At 71.6% G+C, this 20,163-nt stretch carries 17 protein-coding genes and 1 pseudogene; 11 read left to right on the top strand and 7 right to left on the bottom strand.

Annotated features, from left to right (window positions below; genetic code table 11):
* Positions 1–180 precede the first annotated feature (180 nt).
* The 3 genes and pseudogenes from QM633_RS05415 to QM633_RS05405 form a co-directional block, all read left to right on the top strand.
* A pseudogene (locus tag QM633_RS05415) lies at positions 181–378 on the top strand (VOC family protein); the annotation flags it as partial.
* Positions 358–1,200 (top strand): DUF2199 domain-containing protein, encoded by an 843-nt coding sequence (locus QM633_RS05410; protein WP_415152709.1) that lies wholly within the window; start codon positions 358–360, stop codon positions 1,198–1,200. The pseudogene QM633_RS05415 and the gene QM633_RS05410, both read left to right, overlap by 21 nt.
* Positions 1,201–1,275: 75 nt before the next feature.
* A complete protein-coding gene (locus tag QM633_RS05405) occupies positions 1,276–1,980 on the top strand; it encodes a DinB family protein (protein ID WP_415152708.1) in 705 nt (234 codons plus the stop codon).
* A gap of 49 nt (positions 1,981–2,029) precedes the next feature.
* On the opposite strand, the gene QM633_RS05400 is transcribed toward QM633_RS05405, so the two are convergent.
* Positions 2,030–3,028 (bottom strand): patatin-like phospholipase family protein, encoded by a 999-nt coding sequence (locus QM633_RS05400; RefSeq protein ID WP_415152707.1) that lies wholly within the window; start codon positions 3,026–3,028, stop codon positions 2,030–2,032.
* Between the two features lie 66 nt (positions 3,029–3,094).
* Here QM633_RS05400 and QM633_RS05395 point away from each other — a divergent pair, with 66 nt between their 5' ends.
* Complete coding sequence (locus QM633_RS05395) at positions 3,095–4,021, top strand: rhomboid family intramembrane serine protease (RefSeq protein WP_415152706.1); 927 nt, start codon at positions 3,095–3,097, stop codon at positions 4,019–4,021.
* Positions 4,022–4,058: 37 nt separating this feature from the next.
* Here the strand turns inward: QM633_RS05395 and QM633_RS05390 are convergent, their stop codons facing one another.
* The 3 genes from QM633_RS05390 to QM633_RS05380 form a co-directional block, all read right to left on the bottom strand.
* Complete coding sequence (locus tag QM633_RS05390) at positions 4,059–5,042, bottom strand: TerC family protein (protein ID WP_415152705.1); 984 nt, start codon at positions 5,040–5,042, stop codon at positions 4,059–4,061.
* 383 nt (positions 5,043–5,425) lie between these two features.
* The gene (locus tag QM633_RS05385; RefSeq protein WP_415152704.1) at positions 5,426–6,802 is read right to left on the bottom strand and encodes a hypothetical protein; all 1,377 of its coding nucleotides are present in this window, start codon (positions 6,800–6,802) and stop codon (positions 5,426–5,428) included.
* Positions 6,802–7,500 (bottom strand): ABC transporter ATP-binding protein, encoded by a 699-nt coding sequence (locus QM633_RS05380; protein ID WP_415152703.1) that lies wholly within the window; start codon positions 7,498–7,500, stop codon positions 6,802–6,804. The genes QM633_RS05385 and QM633_RS05380 overlap by 1 nt, the downstream gene beginning before the upstream one ends.
* 132 nt (positions 7,501–7,632) lie before the next feature.
* On the opposite strand from QM633_RS05380, the gene QM633_RS05375 reads away from it, so the two are divergent.
* Together QM633_RS05375 and QM633_RS05370 are read left to right on the top strand one after the other, a co-directional pair.
* Positions 7,633–8,838: a sensor histidine kinase gene (locus QM633_RS05375; protein WP_415152702.1), complete on the top strand. Its 1,206-nt coding sequence runs from the start codon at positions 7,633–7,635 to the stop codon at positions 8,836–8,838.
* Positions 8,835–9,491 carry a response regulator transcription factor gene (locus tag QM633_RS05370; protein ID WP_415152701.1) on the top strand — a complete coding sequence of 219 codons (657 nt, stop codon included), beginning with the start codon at positions 8,835–8,837 and terminating at the stop codon, positions 9,489–9,491. The genes QM633_RS05375 and QM633_RS05370 overlap by 4 nt, the downstream gene beginning before the upstream one ends.
* Before the next feature lie 134 nt (positions 9,492–9,625).
* On the opposite strand, the gene QM633_RS05365 is transcribed toward QM633_RS05370, so the two are convergent.
* Positions 9,626–10,804, bottom strand: coding sequence for a glycine C-acetyltransferase (locus QM633_RS05365; RefSeq protein ID WP_415152710.1), 1,179 nt, complete (start codon positions 10,802–10,804; stop codon positions 9,626–9,628).
* Between the two features lie 88 nt (positions 10,805–10,892).
* On the opposite strand from QM633_RS05365, the gene QM633_RS05360 reads away from it, so the two are divergent.
* A complete protein-coding gene (locus tag QM633_RS05360) occupies positions 10,893–12,197 on the top strand; it encodes an MFS transporter (RefSeq protein ID WP_415152700.1) in 1,305 nt (434 codons plus the stop codon).
* A 3-nt stretch (positions 12,198–12,200) separates the two neighbouring features.
* On the opposite strand, the gene tdh is transcribed toward QM633_RS05360, so the two are convergent.
* Positions 12,201–13,238 carry an L-threonine 3-dehydrogenase gene (gene tdh, locus QM633_RS05355; protein ID WP_415152699.1) on the bottom strand — a complete coding sequence of 346 codons (1,038 nt, stop codon included), beginning with the start codon at positions 13,236–13,238 and terminating at the stop codon, positions 12,201–12,203.
* 531 nt (positions 13,239–13,769) lie between these two features.
* Between tdh and QM633_RS05350 the strand changes: the two genes are divergently transcribed.
* The 4 genes from QM633_RS05350 (at position 13,770) to QM633_RS05335 (ending at position 19,016) form a co-directional block, all read left to right on the top strand.
* Positions 13,770–14,555 (top strand): transposase, encoded by a 786-nt coding sequence (locus QM633_RS05350; RefSeq protein WP_415152698.1) that lies wholly within the window; start codon positions 13,770–13,772, stop codon positions 14,553–14,555.
* Between the two features lie 285 nt (positions 14,556–14,840).
* Complete coding sequence (locus QM633_RS05345) at positions 14,841–16,949, top strand: APC family permease (protein ID WP_415152697.1); 2,109 nt, start codon at positions 14,841–14,843, stop codon at positions 16,947–16,949.
* Positions 16,946–18,358, top strand: a complete 1,413-nt coding sequence (locus tag QM633_RS05340) for an ATP-binding protein (protein ID WP_415152696.1) — start codon at positions 16,946–16,948, stop codon at positions 18,356–18,358. Before QM633_RS05345 ends, QM633_RS05340 begins: the two co-directional genes overlap by 4 nt.
* On the top strand, positions 18,336–19,016 hold the full coding sequence (locus QM633_RS05335; RefSeq protein ID WP_415152695.1) for a response regulator: 681 nt from the start codon (positions 18,336–18,338) through the stop codon (positions 19,014–19,016). Before QM633_RS05340 ends, QM633_RS05335 begins: the two co-directional genes overlap by 23 nt.
* A 446-nt stretch (positions 19,017–19,462) precedes the next feature.
* Here the strand turns inward: QM633_RS05335 and QM633_RS05330 are convergent.
* Positions 19,463–20,163: RDD family protein (locus QM633_RS05330; RefSeq protein WP_415152694.1), on the bottom strand; the 701-nt coding region annotated here is incomplete at its 5' end.

The following is a 20,163-nucleotide window of genomic DNA, read 5'->3' as shown; positions in this document are numbered from 1 at the left end:
CGCGACCACCGGGTAGTTGCCGCGGTCGGCCACGGCGACGATCGTGCGGGTGGTTCCGAAGTCGACGCCCAGCCTCATGCCCGCCAACCTAACCCGGACGCCGACCCGGCCTCCACCCGCTCCCTCGACGCGGACACCCCAACCGCCTAGGGGGCCGCGGAGTTCCACGGCTATCACAACGCCCTCGCCGACGGCCGGAGGGTCGCCGGGCTGTCCGTCCCGCCGCCCGGCGGGGACGGATCTCCGCGCTGGTCGGTCTACCTGGCCAGCGACGACGTCGCGGCCACGGCGGCCGCGGTCACCTCCGCCGGTGGCCGCACCGTGGCCGGGACGGCCCCGGTCGGCGACCTCGGCCGGATGGCCCACTTCCAGGATCCGACCGGGGCGGCCTTCAGCGCCTGGCAGGCCGGTAGCCACCCGGGGATCGAGCTCGTGGACGAGCCCGGCGCCCCGCTGTGGATGGACCTGATGACGACCGACCTCGACGTGGCGCAGCGCTTCTACGCGGCGGTGTTCGGCCTCAGCTACACCGACGCCTCCTCGGCGGGGATGCGGTACTCGATGTTCAGCGTTCCGGGTGGGGCGCGTCCGGCCGAACCCCACCGGCCGCGACAGGGAGCAATTCGGGCCTTTCGCCGCGCGCCCTGCCCGGCGGGGTGGAGGATTGTCGCCATGGTCCCGGTGATAAGTGGGTCGAACCGGCCCTGCGCCGTCTGCCGCCGGGTCCACCACGACCTCACCCGCGTGCTGGGCACCTCTGCTCCCGACGACTGGCTGGCGGTCAGCGAGGGCGAGCGGATGGAGGCCGAGCTGACCCCGGACGTGTGCATCCTGCCGTGCCACGGCACCACGAGGCACTTCATCCGAGGGCACATCCAGCTCCCGGTGGTCGAGCCCGACCCGGACGTGTTCGTCTGGTCGGTCTGGACCGAGGTCGACGAGGCGTCGATGGAGTGCATCGCCAGGAGCTGGAGCGATCCGAACCGGGCCGCGACCGCTCCGCTGTCGGGGTGGCTGGCCACCGAGCTGCCCTACGAGCAGCCGACGCGCGGCCTCCAGCTCACCATCTACACCCGCGATCCGGGGATGGCGCCGCTGCTGATGGTGTCCGCCGGATCGAAGCATCCCCTGGCCGGCGAGCAGCGGGACGGGATCGCGCTCCACCGCGTCGCGGAGTTTGCGGAGCTCCTCGCGCGTTGAGTGGGTCATGAGAAACCGCCCGCACCGTTCGTCCTCCGCGCCGGGCTCCCCCCTACCCCGCTGCGGGGCCTGCCGATGAGCGACTTCTTCTCCCTGTTCAACCCGGGCTACCGGCACGCGCGGGAGTACCTCGACGCGGAGAAGATGCTGGTCGTCGACTCCGAGCAGGGCGGGACGGGTCCGGAACCGCTCGACCTCGATGCGGGCACGATCGTGCTGAGGATGCCGGGCGGACCCTATCCTGGGCCGGTGCAGACGCCCGCCACTCCCGAGCCCGACGACAAGGACTGGACCTTCGTCCTCGAACGTCCCTGCCCCGAGTGCGGCTTTCTCGCCGCCGACGTGGACGCCCACGACCTGCCCGGCCTCGTCCGCGCCGCCACCGCGCCGTGGCAGGACGTGCTGGCCCGCGAGGACGCGCGGCAGCGCCCCGACCCGGTGGTGTGGTCGCCGCTGGAGTACGGCTGCCACGTCCGTGACGTGCTGCGGGTCTTCACCGATCGCAACCGGCTGATCCGCACCGCCGACGATCCACGGTTCGCGAACTGGGACCAGGACGCGACCGCCCGCCAGGACCGCTACTGGGAGCAGGACCCGGCCGCCGTCGCCGCCGAGCTCGCCGCGGCGGCGGAGGCGAACGCCGCCGCGTGGACCGGTGTCGGTGCGGACGAGTGGTCACGCCCTGGCATCCGCAGCAACGGCTCGCTGTTCACCCTCGACAGCCTCGGCCGCTATATGCTCCACGACCTCGTCCACCACCTCCACGACGTCGGCGCCTGAGCAGTGCGGCCGGCGTCCATCCGAGTGCGCCCGCCGCGCGGCGACGGGCTCAGCGGGGGCCGGACCCCGGCTCGGTGAGGGCCCGCTCCTCGACGAAGGCGTTGTCCAGGGCGGCGGCGGTGAGCCTCCGGCCGAGGTCGATCAGTTCCTGGGCGCGGTGGAAGTCCATCGTCCTGGCCGCGTCGCCGGGGATGCTGACCTGCACGTCCGGCGGCAGCGCAGCCAGCCGGAACCGTGTGATCAGCGCGCTCATCGTGTCCAGCGACATCGAGGTGACGTCGGTGATCCCCAGGCCCGGGGGTGGCGGCTCGAAGGCCGGATGCACGGGCTCGATCGCGGGAGCGTCCTCGTGGCCGCGCGAGAACCGGGCCAGGAAGGACGCCACCACGTCGTTCTCCCAGATGCCGGCCGCACCCTTGAGGAAGCGGTCCAGCCACTCGTTCGGAGGGCGCGGCGCCGAGGTCTCCTTCGCCGGACCCCACGAGGTGCCGCGCACCTTCTCCCCGCTGAGTGACACGGCGAGCGTGAAGTCCGCGTCCACCCCGATCACCGGGTCCATCGGGACAGGATTGAGGACGCCTCCGTCGACCAGCAGGCGGCCGTTGACCATGATCGGCGTGATCACGCCCGGCATCGCGACCGACGCCCGGATCGCCACGTCGACCGGCCCCGAGGAGAACCAGACCTCCCGCCGGGCGCCGATGTCGGTGGCCACGGCGGTGTACGGGATCGGCAGGTCCTCGATCAGCGCGCCGTCGAGCATCTCGCTCATCCGCGCCAGCACCCGTTCGAGCCGGATCGCGCCTGCGCCCGCCAGGGTCGGGTCGAGCAGCCGGAGCACGTCCCGCTGGGTGAGCGTCGTGACCCACTCGGTGTAGTCGGCCAGCCTCCCCGCGGCGTGCAGCCCGCCGACCAGCGCCCCCATCGACGTCCCTGCGACCGCCACGACCTCGTACCCGCGTTCGGCCAGCACGTCCAGCACGCCGATGTGGGCGTACCCGCGCGCCCCACCCGACCCGAGGACCAGCGCCACCCGCTTTCCCGTCATGTCCCCATTATCAACATCGCCGCGCCCGGTGCCGCGCCCGGTGGCGACGCCGGGTAGATTCGGCCCATGAGCACCCCGCAGCCGGTGGCCTACGGCTGCTACCGACATCCGGACCGGCCCACCTACATCCGGTGCCAGCGTTGCGGACGCCCGATCTGCGGTGACTGCATGATCCCCGCGGCGGTCGGTTTCCAGTGCCCCGAGTGCGTGGCGGCGGGAGCGCGGCAGACCCGCCAGAACGAGGGCTCCTACGGCGGCACCCGCTCGGCCAACCCTGCCGCGACCACCATCACGCTGATCGCGATGAACGCCGTCATCTGGGTGGCGATCCTGCTCACCGGCGGATCGGGCAGCAGGCTGGGCGACCAGCTCGCCCTGCTGCCGTCGGGACGCTGCAACTCGCTCGGCCAGCCGGGCTCCTACTACCCGAACGCCACCCCGTCGGTGTGCGCGATGCTCACCGACGGCAGCTGGCAGCCGGGGGTGGCGCAGGGCGCGGCGTGGCAGCTGCTGACCAGCGCGTTCGCCCACGTCGAACCGCTGCACATCGGCTTCAACATGCTCGCGCTGTGGTTCCTCGGCCCGGGCCTCGAGCGCGCGCTGGGACGCGGGCGGTTCCTCGCGGTCTACCTGCTCGCCGCGCTCGCCGGTTCCACCGCCGTGCTCTGGTGGTCCGATCCGCAGTCGAAGACGCTGGGCGCGTCCGGAGCGATCTTCGGCCTGCTCGGCGCGCTGCTGGTGATCGCGTACAAGGTGCACGGCGACGTCCGCAACATCCTGGTCTGGCTGGGCATCAACATCGCCTTCACCTTCATGGGCAACGGCATCTCCTGGCAGGGCCACATCGGCGGCCTGATCGGCGGCGCGCTGGCCGCGGCGATCATCGTGTACGCACCCCGCAAGGACCGGTCGCGGACGCAGTGGCTCGGGCTGGCCGGCGTCCTGGCCGTGCTGGTGGTCCTGATCGCCGTCCGGATCGCACAGCTCGTCTGAACCCGCTCGGGCACCCTCCCGCACACCCCGGTCCGGCTCAGGCGTCCGTCCGCTGCGCCCTCCGGTTGGCGATCAGGCTGGTGGTGATCACCACGGCGAGAATGCCGACGATCACGCCCAGGGACGGCAGCGTCTCCACCACCGGCACCCCCGGCCACACGCCGTGCGCCCAGTGCAGGACCAGCTTGACACCGATGAAGGCGAGGATCGCGGCCAGCCCGTAGCCCAGATGGGCGAGGGCCCCGAGGGCGCCCTCGAGCACGAAGTACAGCGCGCGCAGGCCGAGCAGCGCGAACGCGTTGGTGATGAAGACGAGGTAGGCGTCGCCGGTGATCCCGAACACCGCGGGGACGGAGTCGACCGCGAACACCACGTCCGTGCCGAGGATGGCGAGCGTCGCCAGCGCGAACGGGGTGATCGCGCGGCGTCCGTCCTCGACCACGCTCAGCCGCGGGCCGCGATAGCCGTCGGTCACCGGCCAGAACCGGCGGACCAGCCGCACGATCGGCAGCGTGCCGGGGTCGATCTCGTGCTCACCGGGGTTGAGCGTGTCCCGCAGGACCTTCACCGCCGTGGCCAGCAGGATCGCGCCGAACACCAGGAACGCCCACGAGAAGCTGGCGAGCATCGCCGCCCCGAGCGCGATGAACACCCCGCGCAGGACGAGGGCGCCCGCCACCCCGATCAGCAGGACACGCTGCTGCAGTTCCCGCGGCACGGCGAAGGACGACAGCAGCAGCATGAAGACGAACAGGTTGTCGACGCTGAGCGACTTCTCGACCAGGTAGCCGGCGTAGAACTCCAGGCCCCGCTCGCCGCCGAAGGTCGTCCAGATCCAGACGCCGAAGGTGAGCGGCAACGCGATGTAGAACGCCGACCAGCCGAGCGCCTCCTTCATCGAGACCTCGTGCGGCTTGCGGGTCAGGATGAAGTCGAGCACGAAGAGGGCCAGGACGCCGGCGATGCTGATCGCCCACAGCTCGGGCGAACCGATCGCGATCTCGAGGACGGGTGGGTTCACGGGGTCTCCTCACAGCAGGTCATGTTGTGAGGTCTCCTCCACCGTCGCCGGCCCACCTGCGGGGACGCGATCGCGCGTCCGGACTGACCAACAGGCGGCTGGGAAGTACTCCCCTCGACGACGAGTGTACGGGAGGCCCAAGGCGTGGCCCATCGCCCCCTGCACACCCTGAACGAAAGGGGACAGACCCTCGAACGGAAAGGGGACAGACACCTGAACGGGAAAGGAACCGTCCCCCGAACGAAACGAACGGAAAGGGGGACAGACACCTGAACGGGAAAGGAACCGTCCCCCGAACGAAATCGGGGACGGTTCCTTTCCCGTTCGCAGGTCTGTCCCCTTTCCCGGTCAGGGACGGGTCGGCGTGCCGTCGGCGGCCCGGTTCAGTCGGGGCGCAGGGTGGTGCCGGCGACCGCGGCCCGGACCAGGGGGCGGCAGGCCTCGCCCGCCGCCCACACCACCAGCAGGCCGAGCAGGAGCGCGACGGCGAAGGGGACCGCACCCAGCTGCTGGGCGCCGACCTTCGGCAGCAGGCCGAAGAAGAAGACCGCCAGACCGCCGGAACCCAGCGCGCTGAGCGCTGCCGGGGCGACCACCTCCACCAGTCGGGTCCGGTCGTGCAGCCGGGTCGGCACGCCCATGTTCGCGAGGCGCCTGAGTTCCCCGCGCCGGTCCAGCACCGCGGACGCCTGGTTGAGCAGCGTGGACGCCGCAGCCACGCCGAACGCGATCGCCAGCGTCAGGTACGTGCCGGTGCGGACGTCCTCGCCGAGGATGCGGACCAGCGGATCGGCATCGGCAGCGAAGTCGGGCAGGCTGACCAGCGCACCGCCGGTGAACCCGACGAAGGCGAGGCCGGCGACCGAGCGCCACGCCGCCTTCGGGTCGACCAGCAGCCGCCGCCCGGCCAGCAGCACCGACGGGTGACCCGAACGGGCCAGGAGGACGCCCAGCACCTGCAGCAGCCACGGACCGACCAGGTTGATCACGCCCATGAACACACCCAGCGTGCCGACGATGACCGCAGCGCTGAACACCAGCTCGCGGGCGAGGTTCAACATCGGCGCGACCACCAGCCAGGCCACCACCACGACCGGAAGGGCAAGGAACCGCCACAGCCTCAGCGCCGTGCGAGGCTGCCGGCGGGCCACCCCGAGCGGCGAGATCCGCAGCCGCAGCAGTCCGACCACGGAGCTGATTCCGGCCAGCAGGACCAGGAGCCCCACGATCCCTGCGATGGCGGCGGCGGGCAGCAGCATCTCGCCCGCGCCGAGCGGGGTCGCCTGGAACGCCACCCCCGCCCACAGCGGCAGCGTGGCCAGATAGCCGAGCGTGCCGAGCACGGCCCCGGCCAGCGCGGCCAGCATGGTCTCGATCGCGCTCAACGCGACGACCTGGCCGCCCGTCGCGCCGAGCAACCGAAGGCCGGCCAGCCGCCGGTCGCGGCCCAGCGCGCCCATTCTGGCGGCCGCCGCGCCGAGAGTGAGGACGGGGACGATCAGCAGCACCCCCGCGCAGGCCGCCAGGATCGTCCAGACGACGAGCTGGGACGCGCCGTACGCGGCGTCATCGCCCAGGGCGGCCAGGAAGGCGGCCGGCGGCACCAGCTGCCGGTGGTAGAAGGCGTTCATGCCCGCGGTGACGACGAGCAGAAACCAGCCGCTCAGCGTGAACGCGGCCACGCTCATCGCCTCGATCAGGCCGTAGCCGGCCGAGATCCGTCCGCGCAGCAGCAGCGGAGCCAGCCGCAGGACGCGCATCAGGCCACCTCCGCCGCAGTGAGGTCGGAGAACAGCCGGCCGTCGACGATCTGGACGTGACGCTCGCACCAGGCGGCAACATTGGAGTCGTGGGTGACGACGACCAGGCTGGCGCCCACTTCCCTGGTGGCGGCGGTCAGCACCCGCATCACCTCGGCGCCGGTGGCCTGGTCGAGAGCGCCCGTCGGCTCGTCGGCGAGCACGACCGCAGGCGAGCCGACCAGCGCCCTGGCGATGGCGACCCGGTGCTCCTGGCCACCGGACAGCTGGCCCGGACGCCGCTTCTCCATACCACTGAGGCCCAGCCGGGCCAGCCAGTCGGCCGCGCGTCCCAGCGCTTCGGCGCGCGGCAGGCCGAGCAGGAGCAGCGGCAGGGCGACGTTCTCCAGCGCCGGGAGCTCGGGCAGCAGCTGGCCGTCCTGGAACACGAAGCCCATCCGCTCCAGCCGCAGCCGGCTGCGGGCGGCGTCCGAGGAGAGCGAGACCGGCTCCTCGCCCAGGCTGACGTCCCCGGAGTCCGGCCGCAGGATGCCGGCCAGGCAGTGCAGCAGCGTCGACTTGCCCGACCCGGACGGACCCATCACCGACACCGACTGCCCGGCGGGGATGTCGAGCGACACCCGGTCGAGCGCGTGGACGTCGCCGAAGGACTTGGAGATGTTGTGGGCGCTCAGTGTGCGCCCGGCGGAGTTCAGCATGCCTCCCAGCCAACCTCAGCCGGGGCCCCGATTCACGGGCGCTGAGCGGCGTCCTCGGGGTAGTGCCAGCACGACCCTGCGGTGGTCCCTGCGCACCTGACCGGGGCGGCGGGGACGCCATAGGGTGGCGGCATGACCCGGCCCGTCCAGCTGAGCGACGCCGACCTGCGCGCGCACCTGGCCCCGCCGGGCAACCCGCTGCGGATCTTCGCCAGCCCGCTGGCGTGGCGCTCGGTGCTCTACTGCCTGACCTCGATGGTGGCCGGCCTGGCCGCGCTCGTGGCCGGCATCGTCGGCGTCCTGGTCCTGCCGCTGGTCACCTGGGTGACCGCGAACGTGGAGCGGGTGCGACTGGTCGTGCTCGGGTTGCCCCGGCTCAGCCCGTTGCCGCGCAGCAGGGTGCGGCACCCCTGGGACCTGCGCGGGCTCAAGGACGGGAACCTGTCCGTCTGGGGCATCACCGTGCTCTTCGGGCTGATCGACCTCGTGCCGGGCACGGCGTGGGCGGGCGCGGTGTCGTCCCTGATCCGCTCGCTGGTGATCGTGTACAGCGCGCCCGCCGCCCCCCTCGACCGGGTCCTCTCCGTGGTGGGGTTGCTGCTGGTCGTCATGGGCGGCCTCTACGGCGCGTGGGCGCTCGCGTCCGCGCAGGCTCTCGTGATCGACCTGCAACTGCGCCCCTACTCCGAGCTCAGCCGGAAGGTGGACGAGCTGACCACGTCCCGGCGGGAACTGGTGGACGTGTTCGCCGCCGAACGCCGCAGGATCGAGCAGGACCTGCACGACGGCGCCCAGCAGCACCTCGTCCTGCTCGCCATGCACCTGGGCGAGGCGGACTACGCGCTCGACCAGGGCCGTCCCGACGATGCGAGGGCTGCGCTCGAGCTGGCCCGGGGTTCGGTGGAGGCGGCGATGACGTCGCTGCGGGACACCGTCCGGGGGATCCACCCGCAGATCCTCACCGACCGCGGTCTTGCGGCAGCCGTCCGCGAACTCGCCGAACGGCAGCCGATGCCGGTGCGGGTCGAGATCAGCGGCTCGGCCGAGCCGGGCGAACAGCTCACCCTGGCCGCGTACTACCTGGTCAGCGAGGCCTTCACCAACATCGTCAAGCATTCGGGGGCGAGCGCGGCGGCCGTCCGGCTGGTCCTGGCCGACCCGCTCGAGGTGGAGGTCTACGACGACGGCCGCGGGGGTGCGGTGGTGCGGCCCGGACACGGCCTGAGCGGGCTGGTCGAGCGGGCCAGGGCGGTCGGCGGCGACTGCTGGCTGACCAGTCCCCCGGGTGGCCCGACGCTGGTTCGGGCGACGTTCCCCAACCCGAAGGAGCGGCGATGAGACTGCTGGTGGCCGACGACGCGGCCCTGATCCGCGCGGGTCTGGTCGGACTGCTCGAACGGGCCGGGCACCAGGTCGTGGCCGAGGCGGGGGACGCCCCGGAGCTGCTCGCGCAGTGTCGCAGGCTCGACGCCGGTGACGGCCTGCCGGACCTGGTGATCGCGGACGTCCGGATGCCGCCGTCGATGACCGACGACGGGCTGCGGGCCGCCGTCCAACTGCGGCTCGACCATCCCGGACTGCCGGTCCTGATGCTCAGCCAGTACGTCGCTCCGGCATACGCCGCGACCCTGCTTGAGGCCAGGGACGGCGGTCTGGGCTATCTGCTCAAGGAGCGGGTGGGCCGGGTCGCGGACTTCCTGCACTCGATCGAGCTGGTCGCCGCCGGCGGGGTGGTGGTCGACCCCGACGTCGTCGGCCAGCTGCTCAACGCCCGCCGCGGCGATCCGCTGCTGGACCGGCTCACCCCGCGCGAGCTCGAGGTGCTGTCGCTGATGGCCAACGGCGCGTCGAACTCCCACATCGCCACGCAGCTGGTGGTCACCCCCGCGGCGGTCGCCAAACACGTCGCGAACATCTTCGCCAAGCTCGACCTCGGCCCGAGCGAGGAGAACCGCCGTGTCCGGGCCGTGCTGGCCTATCTCAACCGCTGAAGCTCGCCCTGGCGCTCGCCCCGTGCGCCCGGCCGATCAGCGGCGACGTGTCCTCACCCGGTCGAGGAGGATCCCCGCGGACACCCCACGGGCGCGGGCGCCCGGCCCCGGCGGGACACCGCAGCCGGGGGCGCTCAGTCGCCCACCGCGTCCCGTGCCGTGCTGAACGCCCGGACGCAGGCCCGCACGTCGTCCTCGGAGTGGGCGGCCGACAGCTGGACGCGGATCCGCGCCTTCCCCTTCGGCACCACGGGGTAGCTGAACGCGATCACGTACACGCCCTCGGCGAGCATCCGGTCGGCGATCCGGGACGCGGTGCGGGCGCCGTCCTCGCCGGCGAACATCACCGGGACGATCGGGTGCGAACCGGGGAGCAGGTCGAAGCCGGCGCTGCTCATCAGCGTCCGGAACAGGGCGGCGTTGGCGGCCAGCCGGGCACGGGCGTCCTGCGAGGAGCTGACCAGTTCCAGCGCGGCCAGCGAGCCTGCCACCACCGCGGGGGCGACCGAGTTCGAGAACAGGTAGGGCCGCGCCCGCTGGCGCAGCAGGGCGATCATCTCCGACGCGCCGCTGACGTAGCCCCCCGAGGCCCCGCCGAGCGCCTTGCCGAGCGTGCCGGTGACGATGTCGACGTCGCCCTCGACACCGAAGAGCTCGGGCGTCCCTCGGCCGTGCTCGCCGACGAACCCGACCGCGTGCGAGTCGTCCACGAGCACCAGCGCCCGGTAGGTGTCGGCCAGGTCGCAGATTCCGTCCAGGGGTGCGTAGGAGCCGTCCATGGAGAAGACGCCGTCGGTGACGATCACCCGGCGCCGTGCCCTGGATGCCTCCTTCAGCCGGTCCTCCAGGTCGGCGAGATCGCGGTTGCGGTAGCGCAGCCGCCGCGCCCTGCTCAGCCGGATGCCGTCGATCAGGGACGCGTGGTTCAGCTCGTCGGAGATGATCACGTCCTGTTCGTCGAACAGCACCTCGAACACCCCTCCGTTGGCGTCGAAGCAGGACGAGAACAAGATGGTGTCCTCGGTGCCGAGGAACTCGCTGAGCCGGCGTTCCAGCCGGGTGTGCAGGGACTGGGTGCCGCAGATGAAGCGGACCGACGCCATGCCGAACCCCCACTCGTCCAGCGCGGACTTCGCCGCGGCGATCACGTCCGGGTGGTCGGCGAGCCCCAGATAGTTGTTCGCGCAGAAGTTCAGCACCTCCCCGTGCACCGTCTCCACGTGCGAGGACTGCGGCGAGGTCAGCTGCCGCTCCGACTTGTACAACCCGGCGTCCCTGATCCCGGCGAGGGTGGTGGCGAGCTCCGCGCGCAGCATGGCGTCCATGCGGTCGAGCCTACGCGTGGCGGGTCCCGCCGTGGTGCGGCTTCCGGCTGTCAGTGGCTGCGACCAGAATGGCGGGATGAGCAACGACTCGATGCCGGGCAGCGGCGCGGAGCGTCCACGGTGGCGTCGCGACGTCGCGCTGTTCCTCAGCGGCCAGATGGTGTCGTTGTTCGGGTCGATGCTCGTGCAGTACGCGGTGATGTGGTACCTGACCCTGACCACCAAGGACGGCACCGTGCTCGCCCTCTCGACGGTGTTCGGGTTCCTGCCGCAGGCGATCGTCTCGATCTTCGGCGGGGTCTGGGCCGACCGGCACAACCGCAAGTTCCTGATCATGGGCGCGGACGCGGCCATCGCCGCCGCCACGCTCACGCTGGCGATCCTGATGTTCCTGGGCGCCAGGGATCTGTGGCTGATCTACGTCGTGCTCGCGGTGCGCTCGGTCGGGGCCGGCATCCAGACCCCCGCGGTGGGCGCACTGGTCCCCCAGCTCGTCCCGGCCGACCGGCTGCTGGCGATCAACGGACTCAGCCAGACCATCCAGGCGGGCATGATGCTGGTCGCCCCGCCGGTGGCGGCCCTGCTCTACGCGACCCTGCCGCTGGCGGCGGTCCTCGGCGTCGACGTGGCGACGGCCGTGATCGGCATCAGCCTGCTCTCGCTGGTGCCGGTCGCCAGGATCGTCCGGCCCGCGGCCGCACCGTCCGGCTACCTCACCGACCTGGCCGAGGGGTTCCGCTACGTGGTCGGTCACCCGCTGGTCCGGTGGCTGCTCGGTCTGTACGCGGTCGTGATGGTGCTGGCGGCCGCGCCGTCCTTCCTCACCCCGCTCATGGTGGCCCGCAGCTTCGGCGAGGAGGTCTGGAAGCTGACCGTCCTGGAGCTGTCGTTCTCGATCGGCATGATGCTGGCCGGCGCCACCATCGGCGTGTGGGGCAAGCGGTTCGGCAGGATGACGCTGATCATCGCGGCGTCGATCGCCTTCGGGGTGCTGTCGATCGGGATGGGTCTGTCGACGAACCTGTGGGTCTTCTACGGGTTCATGTTCGGGATCGGGGTGGCGGTGCCGGCCTTCTCCACGCCGTCCATGACGGCGCTGCAGGAGGCGGTCGAACCGGAGCGGCAGGGCCGGGTGTTCGGCTTCTTCGGGATCGTCTCGGCGATCGCGATGCCGGTGGGCATGGCGGTCTTCGGTCCGCTGGCCGACGTCCGCTCGGTCGAGTTCGTCCTGATCCTGTCCGGGCTGACGACCCTGCTCGTGGCCGCGGTCGCGCTGCTGCTGCCGTCCGGCCGCCGTGCGCTGCAGGCCGCCCGGAGCCATGACGGCACCGCGGCGGACCAGGCCGACCGGGGCGAGGACGCGACGCCGGCACAGGGCTGAGCATCAACTCCAGTCGAGGATGACCTTGCCGCACTCGCCGCTGCGGGCGGTGGCGAAGGCGTCCGCCCACTGCTCGGCGGCGAACCGGTGGGTGATCACCGAGCGGATGGCGTCGGCGAGGGCGGGCGACGTGGCCAGCATCGAGCTCATCAGGTACCAGGTCTCGAACATCTCGCGCCCGTAGATGCCCTTGATCGTGATCATGTGCGTGATCACCTTGCCCCAGTCGATCGGGTAGGGGTCCTTCGGGAGGCCGAGCATCGCCACTTTGGCGCCGTGGTTGAGGTTGGCCAGCATCTCGGTGACCGCGGACGGGGCACCGGACATCTCCAGGCCGATGTCGAAGCCCTCCAGCATCGCCAGTCGCTGCTGGGCGTCGGCGATCCGGGTGTGCGCGACGTTGACGCAAAGGTCGGCGCCGGCGGTCTGCGCCAGGCCGAGCCGGTAGTCGCTGACGTCGGTGACGACGACGTGCCTGGCGCCGGCGTGGCGGACGATCGCGGCGGCCATCACACCGATCGGGCCGGCACCGGTGACGAGCACGTCCTCTCCCACGACCGGCCACTGCAGGGCGGTGTGGGTGGCGTTGCCGAGCGGGTCGAAGATGGCACCGAGCTCGGCGTCGATCGCGTCCGGCTGCAGCCAGACGTTGGCGGCAGGGATCACCACGTAGTCGGCGAAACAGCCGTTGGTGTTGACGCCCAGCCCGACCGTGTGGATGCAGACGTGGCGCCGGCCGGCGCGACAGTTGCGGCAGCGTCCGCAGACGATGTGCCCCTCGCCGGAGGCCCGGTCGCCGGGCAGGATGCCGGTGACTTCGTGCCCGACCTCGACGACCTCCCCGTAGAACTCGTGCCCGATGGTCAGGGGCGCCACGACCGTGGACGCGGCCCAGTCGTCCCACGACTCGAGGTGGAGGTCGGTGCCGCACAGCCCCGCCCGGACCACCCGGATCTTCACGTCCGCAGGCCCGCACACCGGCTCCGGGACATCCACGAGTTCGAGTCCCGGCCCGGGAGCCGTCTTCACCAACGCACGCATGCGGTCAACCTAGCCCCTGCCGACCCCCGCCACCGCCTCACCCGGGCCCCCGGACGCGCCCGCCATCCTGACCCCGAGCATGCACCCCGGCGGAGGCCCGAACGCTCCCCCGGACCCCCGAGCAGCCCCGGCCCGACCACCGAACGGAACCCCGGAACCAACCCCGGCCCGGACCACCGACCACCGACCACCGACCACCGACCACCGAGGACGGTTCCCTCCCGTTCGCTGGTCCGTCCCCCTTCCCGTTCGGGGGACGGTTCCTTTCCCGTTCGCAGAACCGTCCCCTTTCCCGTCAGGGGGACGGTTCCTTTCCCGTTCGGGGGACGGTTCCTTTCCCGTTCGCTGGTCCGTCCCTATTCCGCTTCATCGGCGGCGCAGAGACGACCACGGGCCGGTCAGCCGTCCACAGGCTTTTCGCGAGATCGAAGAAGTTATCCACAGATCCGATTCGGCCAGGTGATATCGGGCCCGAGGCTCCTTAAGCTCACGAGACACAAAGCCCAAGACCATCGCGAAGGGGAGGACGACATGCCGAGACATGCTCGAGAGCTTGCTGCGTCCGGGATCTACCACGTGCTGCTGCGTGGGGTGAACCGCGACGTGATCTTCCTTGAGGACGAGGACCGGATGCGGTTCCTCCATGCGGTGGCCAAAGCCAAGGAGCTGTCCGGCTGCCGTGTTCTGGCCTACTGCCTGATGTCCAATCACGTCCACCTCGTGCTCCGCACGGGAGACGAAGAACTCGGCGCCGTGGTCAAGCGGATCGGCGTCCGCTACGCCGGCTGGTTCAACCGCAAGTACGGACGGGTGGGCCACCTCTTCCAGGATCGGTTCAAGAGCGTGGCGGTCGACGACGACGCCTACCTGCTGACGCTGATCGGCTACGTCTGGGACAACCCGGTCGCCGCCGGCCTTGTCGTCCACGCCGAGGACTACCGGTGGGGCAGTCGAAGCCTTCTCGGCCGGTCCTCGATCGTCGACGAGGACGAGCTCCGCAGGCTCCTGTCCTCACGGGTGCTCACTGAACTGTCGTCCGCCGAGGCCGGCACCTCGCTCGAGGCACTCCCCGGGACGCGGGGGCGCCGCCCCGCCCACACCACCAGTGAGGCGGCCGGACTGCTGGCTCAGGCCTGTGGCGCGGCCAGCCCGGAGCAGTTCCAGCGACTCTCCCGCTCCACGCAGTGCCAGGCCATCCGCGAGTTGCGGACGCGCTCGGTGTCGTACGACCGCATCGCCGAGGTCACGGGGCTGAGCGCCTCCCGCGTCCGTCGTGAACACATCGCGGGCGACTGGACGGCGCAGCCTGTCTCCTGATTTCGGCCGCGGAGCCCCCCCCCCGGTCCAAGCCGGAGCCGGACGGATCGCCCTGAACGGGAAAGGAACCGTCCCCGAACGGGAAAGGGGACGGACCAGCGAACGGGAAAGGAACCGTCCCCGGGTCATCCCCGACCGGCGGCCACCGGGGTCGTCAGCCCGGGGTCGTCAGCCCGGGGGTCGTCAGCCCGGGGGTCGTCAAGGGGACGTCAAGGTCGGGCGGTGCGGCATCAAGAACACGTCAAGGGCCTGGAAACCCGCCCCGGCGCGACCTTGGCTGGACCCGTGACCACTCCGTTACGACTGCCCAAGCGGCTGCTCGTGGGCAATCCGATGCGTTCGGCCCAGCTCGCGGAGACGCTGCTGCCCAAGCGCCTCGCCCTTCCCGTCTACTGCTCCGACCCGATCTCGTCCAACGCCTACGCCACCCAGGAGATCATCCTCGTGCTGGCCCTCGGCGGGGCGTCGATGCTGCTGCTCACGCCGTGGGTGGCGGTCGCCGTCGTCTCCCTGCTGGCCCTGGTCACCCTGAGCTACCGCCAGACCTGCCACGCCTACCCCGACGGCGGCGGCGCATACGCCGTGTCCAGGGCGAACCTCGGACGCAACGCGTCCCTCGTCGCCGCGGCAGCCCTCATGGTCGACTACGTGATGACAGTGGCGGTCTCGGTGGCGTCCGGAGTGGAGAACTTCGTCTCCGCCTTCCCCCACCTGCGGCCCTACGGCGTCGGTCTGTGCATCGCCTTCATCCTCGTCCTGACCCTGATGAACCTGCGCGGCGTACGGGAGTCCGGGACGCTGTTCGCGATCCCGACCTACGGCTTCGTTCTCAGCGTCTTCGTGATGCTGGGCGTCGGCTTCTGGAACGCCCTCAACGGCCACGCCCCGATCGCCGAGTCCGCCGACCTCGGATTCGCCGGTGTCAGCCCCGCCGGCGCGGCGCTGATCCTCCTGCTGCTGCGCGCGTTCGCGTCCGGCTGCACGTCGTTGACCGGCGTCGAGGCCGTCAGCAACGGTGTCCCCACCTTCCGCACGCCGAAGGCGCACAACGCGTCGCTGACGCTGCTGGCGATGGGCGGACTCAGCATCGCCATGATGCTGGGCATCTCGGTGCTCAGCACCTGGGCCCGCGTCCACATCGCCGACAGCACCGACCAGCTCACCAACGTCCCGGCCGGCTACGAGCAGCGGACGGTGCTCGCCCAGCTCTCCGCGGCCGTCTTCGGCAACAACACGGTCGGGTTCTTCGCCGTGCAGGGCTTCACCACCCTGATCCTGGTGCTGGCGGCGAACACCGCCTTCAACGGGTTCCCGATCCTGGCGTCCATCCTCGCCGAGGACCGCTACCTGCCCAAGCAGCTCGGACGCCGCGGCGACCGCCTCGTCTTCAGCAACGGCATCCTGATCCTCGCCTCGATCGCCGGCGGCCTGATCGTCGTCTTCGACGGCTCGGTGACCCGGCTCATCCAGCTGTACATCCTGGGCGTGTTCGTCTCGTTCACCCTCAGCCAGTCGGGCATGGTCGTCTACTGGCGCCGCCGCGCGGCCGACGGGGGCTGGACGCCGAAGCTGGTCGGCTCGCTGCTGGTGAACGCCGTCGGCGCCGTCGCCACCGCCGTGGTGCTGGTGATCGTGCTGTTCACCAAGTTCACCCACGGCGCGTACCTCGTGGTGATCGCGATCCCGGTGCTCTTCCTGGTGATGGTCCGGATCCACCGTCACTATCAGCGCGTCTCCCGGCAGCTCGCCCCCAAGGCGGGCGGGATCACGCTGCCGAGCCGCATCCACGCGGTGGTCCTGATCAGCCAGGTCAACGAGCCGTCGCTGAAGGCGCTCGCGTTCGCCCGGGCGATCCGGCCCAGCACGATCACCGCCCTGCGGGTCGACACCAGTCCCGCCCGTACCCGCAAGCTGATCGAGGAGTGGGAGGCGCGGGAGATCCCGGTGCCGCTGACCGTGGTGCAGTCGGCCTTCCGCGACCTCACCGAGCCGGTGCTCGACTACCTGTCGAAGATCCGCGTCGGCCCCCGCGACGTCGTTCAGGTGTTCGTCCCCGAGTATGTCGTCGGCCACTGGTGGGAGCAGGTGCTGCACAACCAGAGCGCGCTGCGGCTGAAGTCCCGGCTGCTGTACATGCCGGGCGTGATGGTCACCAGCGTCCCGTACCAGCTGTCGTCCGCGGCGCCGTACAGCCTGGCACGTCCCGGCGCCGGCGCGGAGATCGCCGTCCCCCCGACCGGGTCGGCGACAGGGACGTCCGGCCCCCGTGCACCGTCCGCTCAGGCCGCCGCTCCCACGGATCCGCCAGGGCGGCCGGACGCCGCCGCCCGCGACGGTGCTGACCCTTCGGAGGGACGCGAACGCGAACGGAGTCTGGCAAGCTCTCAGAGGTGAGCCAGCACCTCGGCGCCGGGGGACCGGCCAGTGGCCTCGGGACGCGGCTGTCCCGCCGCCGCCAGCTGTACGGCTTCGGCGTGGCGGCGCTCGGCTCGCCGCTGTTCACCGTCGCCCTGCTGGGTGTGCGCGACCGGCTCGGGCTCGACACGGTACTGCTGCTGTTCGTCCTGGTCACCGTCGCGGCGTCCGTCGTGGGCGGGGTTCTGGCTGCGCTCGCGGCGACCGCGATCAGCCTGGGACTGGCGAACTTCTTCTTCACCCGGCCCTACGGCAGCCTGCTGGTCGCCAACGGCAACGAGCTGATCGACCTGCTCATCTTCTCCGCCGTGGCGGCGCTGGTCGGGGTGGTCACGGAGGCCGGCGCCCGGTCGCGCGGCCGCACCGAGCGTGCGCGGCTGGAGGCCGAGTTGCTGGCGGAGGTCGGCAACCGTGAGCACGAACCGGAGTCGGTCGAACTGGCGCTGGCCGACGCGCGGACGCTGTACGGCATGCACGCGGTCAGTCTCACCGAGGACGGCCGCACCCTGGCCACGTCCGGGACGCCCGAGCCGGACGACACGGTGATCGCCGTCCCGGCCGGCGAGCGGCTGGTGCTCCAGCTCAGCGGGCCGGAGCGGCTGGGCGAGGACCGCGGCCTGCTCAGCTCGCTGGCCCTGACCGCCGGCCGGCTGTGGCGCACCCGCCAGCTGGCCGGCCAGGCCCACCGTGCGGAGGAACTGGGACGCATCGACGAACTGCGGGCGAGCCTGCTCGCGGCGGTCGGGCACGACCTGCGCAACCCTCTGGCGGCGATCACCGCGGCCGCGTCCACCCTGCGCCAGAGCGACATCACCCTCGACCCGGCGGAGGAGGCCGAGCTGCTGGAGACCATCGAGGAACACGCGCACCGACTCAACGACATCATCGCCAACCTCCTCGACGCCAGCAGACTTCGGGCAGGGGCACTGTCCGTGCACCCGCGACCCACGGCGCTGCTGGAGGTCATGGCCGGTGTCGTCCGGCTGGGCGAGGGACGCGTGGAGCTGGCGATCCCCGAGGACCTGCCGCTGGTCCGCGCGGACGCGGGGCTGCTGGAACGCGTCCTCGCCAACCTCGTCGCCAATGCCGACCGGCACCTGCCCGACGGCGAGAAGGTGCTCGTCTCCGCGAGGCAGGAGGACCGGTGGGTGGCCGTCCGGGTGGTCGACCACGGGCCCGGGGTCTCTCCCGACCGGTTCGCCGAGATCTTCGCCCCTTTCCAGCACTTCGGCGACCGGGCCACGACCGGGGTCGGCCTCGGGCTGGCGATCGCGCGCGGCTTCGCCGAGGCGATGGGCGGTACCCTCACCCCGTCCGAGACCCCCGGTGGGGGGCTGACCATGACCCTGACCCTGGAGGTGGCCGATGCCGCGGCTGCTGATCGTTGAGGACGAGCCCGCACTGCGCCGTGCCCTGGTCATCAACCTGAGGGCACGGTCCTACGAGGTGGAGGCCGTGGGCACCGGAACGGCTGCGCTGCGCGCCGCGTCCGCCAGCCCGCCCGACCTGGTGATCGTCGACCTCGGGCTGCCCGACATCGACGGCGTCGAGGTGATCGCCGGCTTGCGCGGCTGGTCGACCGTCCCGGTGATCGTCCTGTCGGCGCGCGACAGCCAGGCCCAGAAGGTGCGGGCGCTGGACGCAGGGGCCGATGACTATGTGACCAAGCCCTTCGGGATGGACGAGTTGGTGGCCAGGGTGCGGGCGGCGCTGCGCCGCTCCGACGTCCATGCGCTCGCGGCCGGACCCGTGGTGACCACGCCGTCCTTCACCCTCGACCTGGCGGCCAAGAGGGCCACGAAGGACGGCGCGGAGGTGCGGCTGACACCCACCGAGTGGCACCTGGTCGAGGCCCTGCTGCGGCGTCCGGGCACGCTGGTGTCGGGCGCCCAGCTCCTGGCCGAGGTGTGGGGTCCGGGGTATGCGAAGGAGACCAACTACCTGCGGGTCTACTTCGCCCAGCTCCGCCGCAAGCTCGAGGACGCCCCCAGCGCCCCCCGCCACTTCATCACCGAGCCCGGCATCGGTTACCGCTTCGAGCCCTGACCCGGCCCGCTGGTTCGCCGCGGCCCACCCGGGAGCGGGAACCGCCGGGAACGGACCGCCCGGGGACGGAGCGCCCGGCCCCCCGGGAGGACCGCCCGGGGAGTCCCCGGGGACGGTTCCTTTTCCCGTCACTGGTGTGTCCCCTTTCCCGTTCGCGGAACCGTCCCCCGAACGGGAAAGGGGACACACCTGCGAACGGGAAAGGAACCGTCCCCGGCGGACCGCCGGCGGCGACCCGGACCCGGGGGTGTCGCCGGCGGGTGGGGACGGTGCCGGTGTCGCCAGCGGCTGGGGGGACGGTGGCGGTGTCGCCGGCAGGGTGGTGGGACGGCTGGTGGCGGCCGGGCCGCTCGAGCACACGCCCGGGAGAGCACAGAAGCCGCCGAGTCCTCGGCGGCTTCTGCGACTTCCGGCGGCGTCCGTGACGATGCCTCAGAGCACGGCTGTCACTGCCAGTTGTAGGTGCTCGCCTGAGGATCCGCCGAGTTGTCGATCACGACGGTCTTCATGATCTTGTCGGCGAGGGTCTGCTTCTTGGCGTCCCACAACGGGAACAGCCAGCCGATGTAGCAGATGATCGAGTCGATGATGTGGGCGAACTGGCGGATGATGCCGTTCGTGACGCCGAGCGGCTGGCCGCTCTCCGCGACCAGCTTGGTCTTGGCGATGCTGCGTCCGAAGGTCACCCCCGTCGTGCCGCTCTTGTAGCCGAGGTAGCACATCCAGCCGACCGACAAGATGATGTTGACCACGGTGCCGAGCCCCGAGGAGATGTTGCTCAGGATGTTCACGACGATGGCGATCACGACGCCCGCGGCGACGTAGTCGACCAGGCCACCGAGCGCGCGCTTCGGCCATTCGGCCAATCCACCCGCTGCGCTCCCGGGGACGGGGGCGACGGGGTAGCCGGCGCCTGCCCCGGGGTAGGCGTTCGGGTCGTAGGCCGGCTGCTGGCCGTAGCCGGCCGCGGGCGGGAAGGAGCCGGGCCCCGGGGGCTCGGGGAAGCCGCCACCGCTGGGCGGCTGGCTGTAGCCGCCGGACGCCGCGGCGCCGTAGCCGCCCGGAGCAGGAGCGCCGTAGCCACCGGGCGCCGGCGGCTCGTAGCCCCCGGTGCCGGCCGGCGGCTCGTAGCCCCCGGTGCTGGGCG

The sequence above is a fragment of the Propionicimonas sp. genome, assembly GCF_047606205.1.
Taxonomy (GTDB): domain Bacteria; phylum Actinomycetota; class Actinomycetes; order Propionibacteriales; family Propionibacteriaceae; genus Propionicimonas.
This window is presented reverse-complemented; position numbering and strand designations above follow the sequence as displayed.

Coding starts and splice junctions, on each gene's coding strand:
- QM633_RS05375 (WP_415152702.1), top strand. CDS start 7,633: ATGACCCGGCCCGTCCAGCTGAGCGACGCCGACCTGCGCGCGCACCTG.
- QM633_RS05335 (WP_415152695.1), top strand. CDS start 18,336: ATGCCGCGGCTGCTGATCGTTGAGGACGAGCCCGCACTGCGCCGTGCC.
- QM633_RS05385 (WP_415152704.1), bottom strand. CDS start 6,802: ATGCGCGTCCTGCGGCTGGCTCCGCTGCTGCTGCGCGGACGGATCTCG.
- QM633_RS05400 (WP_415152707.1), bottom strand. CDS start 3,028: ATGACGGGAAAGCGGGTGGCGCTGGTCCTCGGGTCGGGTGGGGCGCGC.
- tdh (WP_415152699.1), bottom strand. CDS start 13,238: ATGCGTGCGTTGGTGAAGACGGCTCCCGGGCCGGGACTCGAACTCGTG.
- QM633_RS05380 (WP_415152703.1), bottom strand. CDS start 7,500: ATGCTGAACTCCGCCGGGCGCACACTGAGCGCCCACAACATCTCCAAG.
- QM633_RS05410 (WP_415152709.1), top strand. CDS start 358: ATGGCCCACTTCCAGGATCCGACCGGGGCGGCCTTCAGCGCCTGGCAG.
- QM633_RS05360 (WP_415152700.1), top strand. CDS start 10,893: ATGAGCAACGACTCGATGCCGGGCAGCGGCGCGGAGCGTCCACGGTGG.
- QM633_RS05395 (WP_415152706.1), top strand. CDS start 3,095: ATGAGCACCCCGCAGCCGGTGGCCTACGGCTGCTACCGACATCCGGAC.
- QM633_RS05370 (WP_415152701.1), top strand. CDS start 8,835: ATGAGACTGCTGGTGGCCGACGACGCGGCCCTGATCCGCGCGGGTCTG.
- QM633_RS05405 (WP_415152708.1), top strand. CDS start 1,276: ATGAGCGACTTCTTCTCCCTGTTCAACCCGGGCTACCGGCACGCGCGG.
- QM633_RS05350 (WP_415152698.1), top strand. CDS start 13,770: ATGCCGAGACATGCTCGAGAGCTTGCTGCGTCCGGGATCTACCACGTG.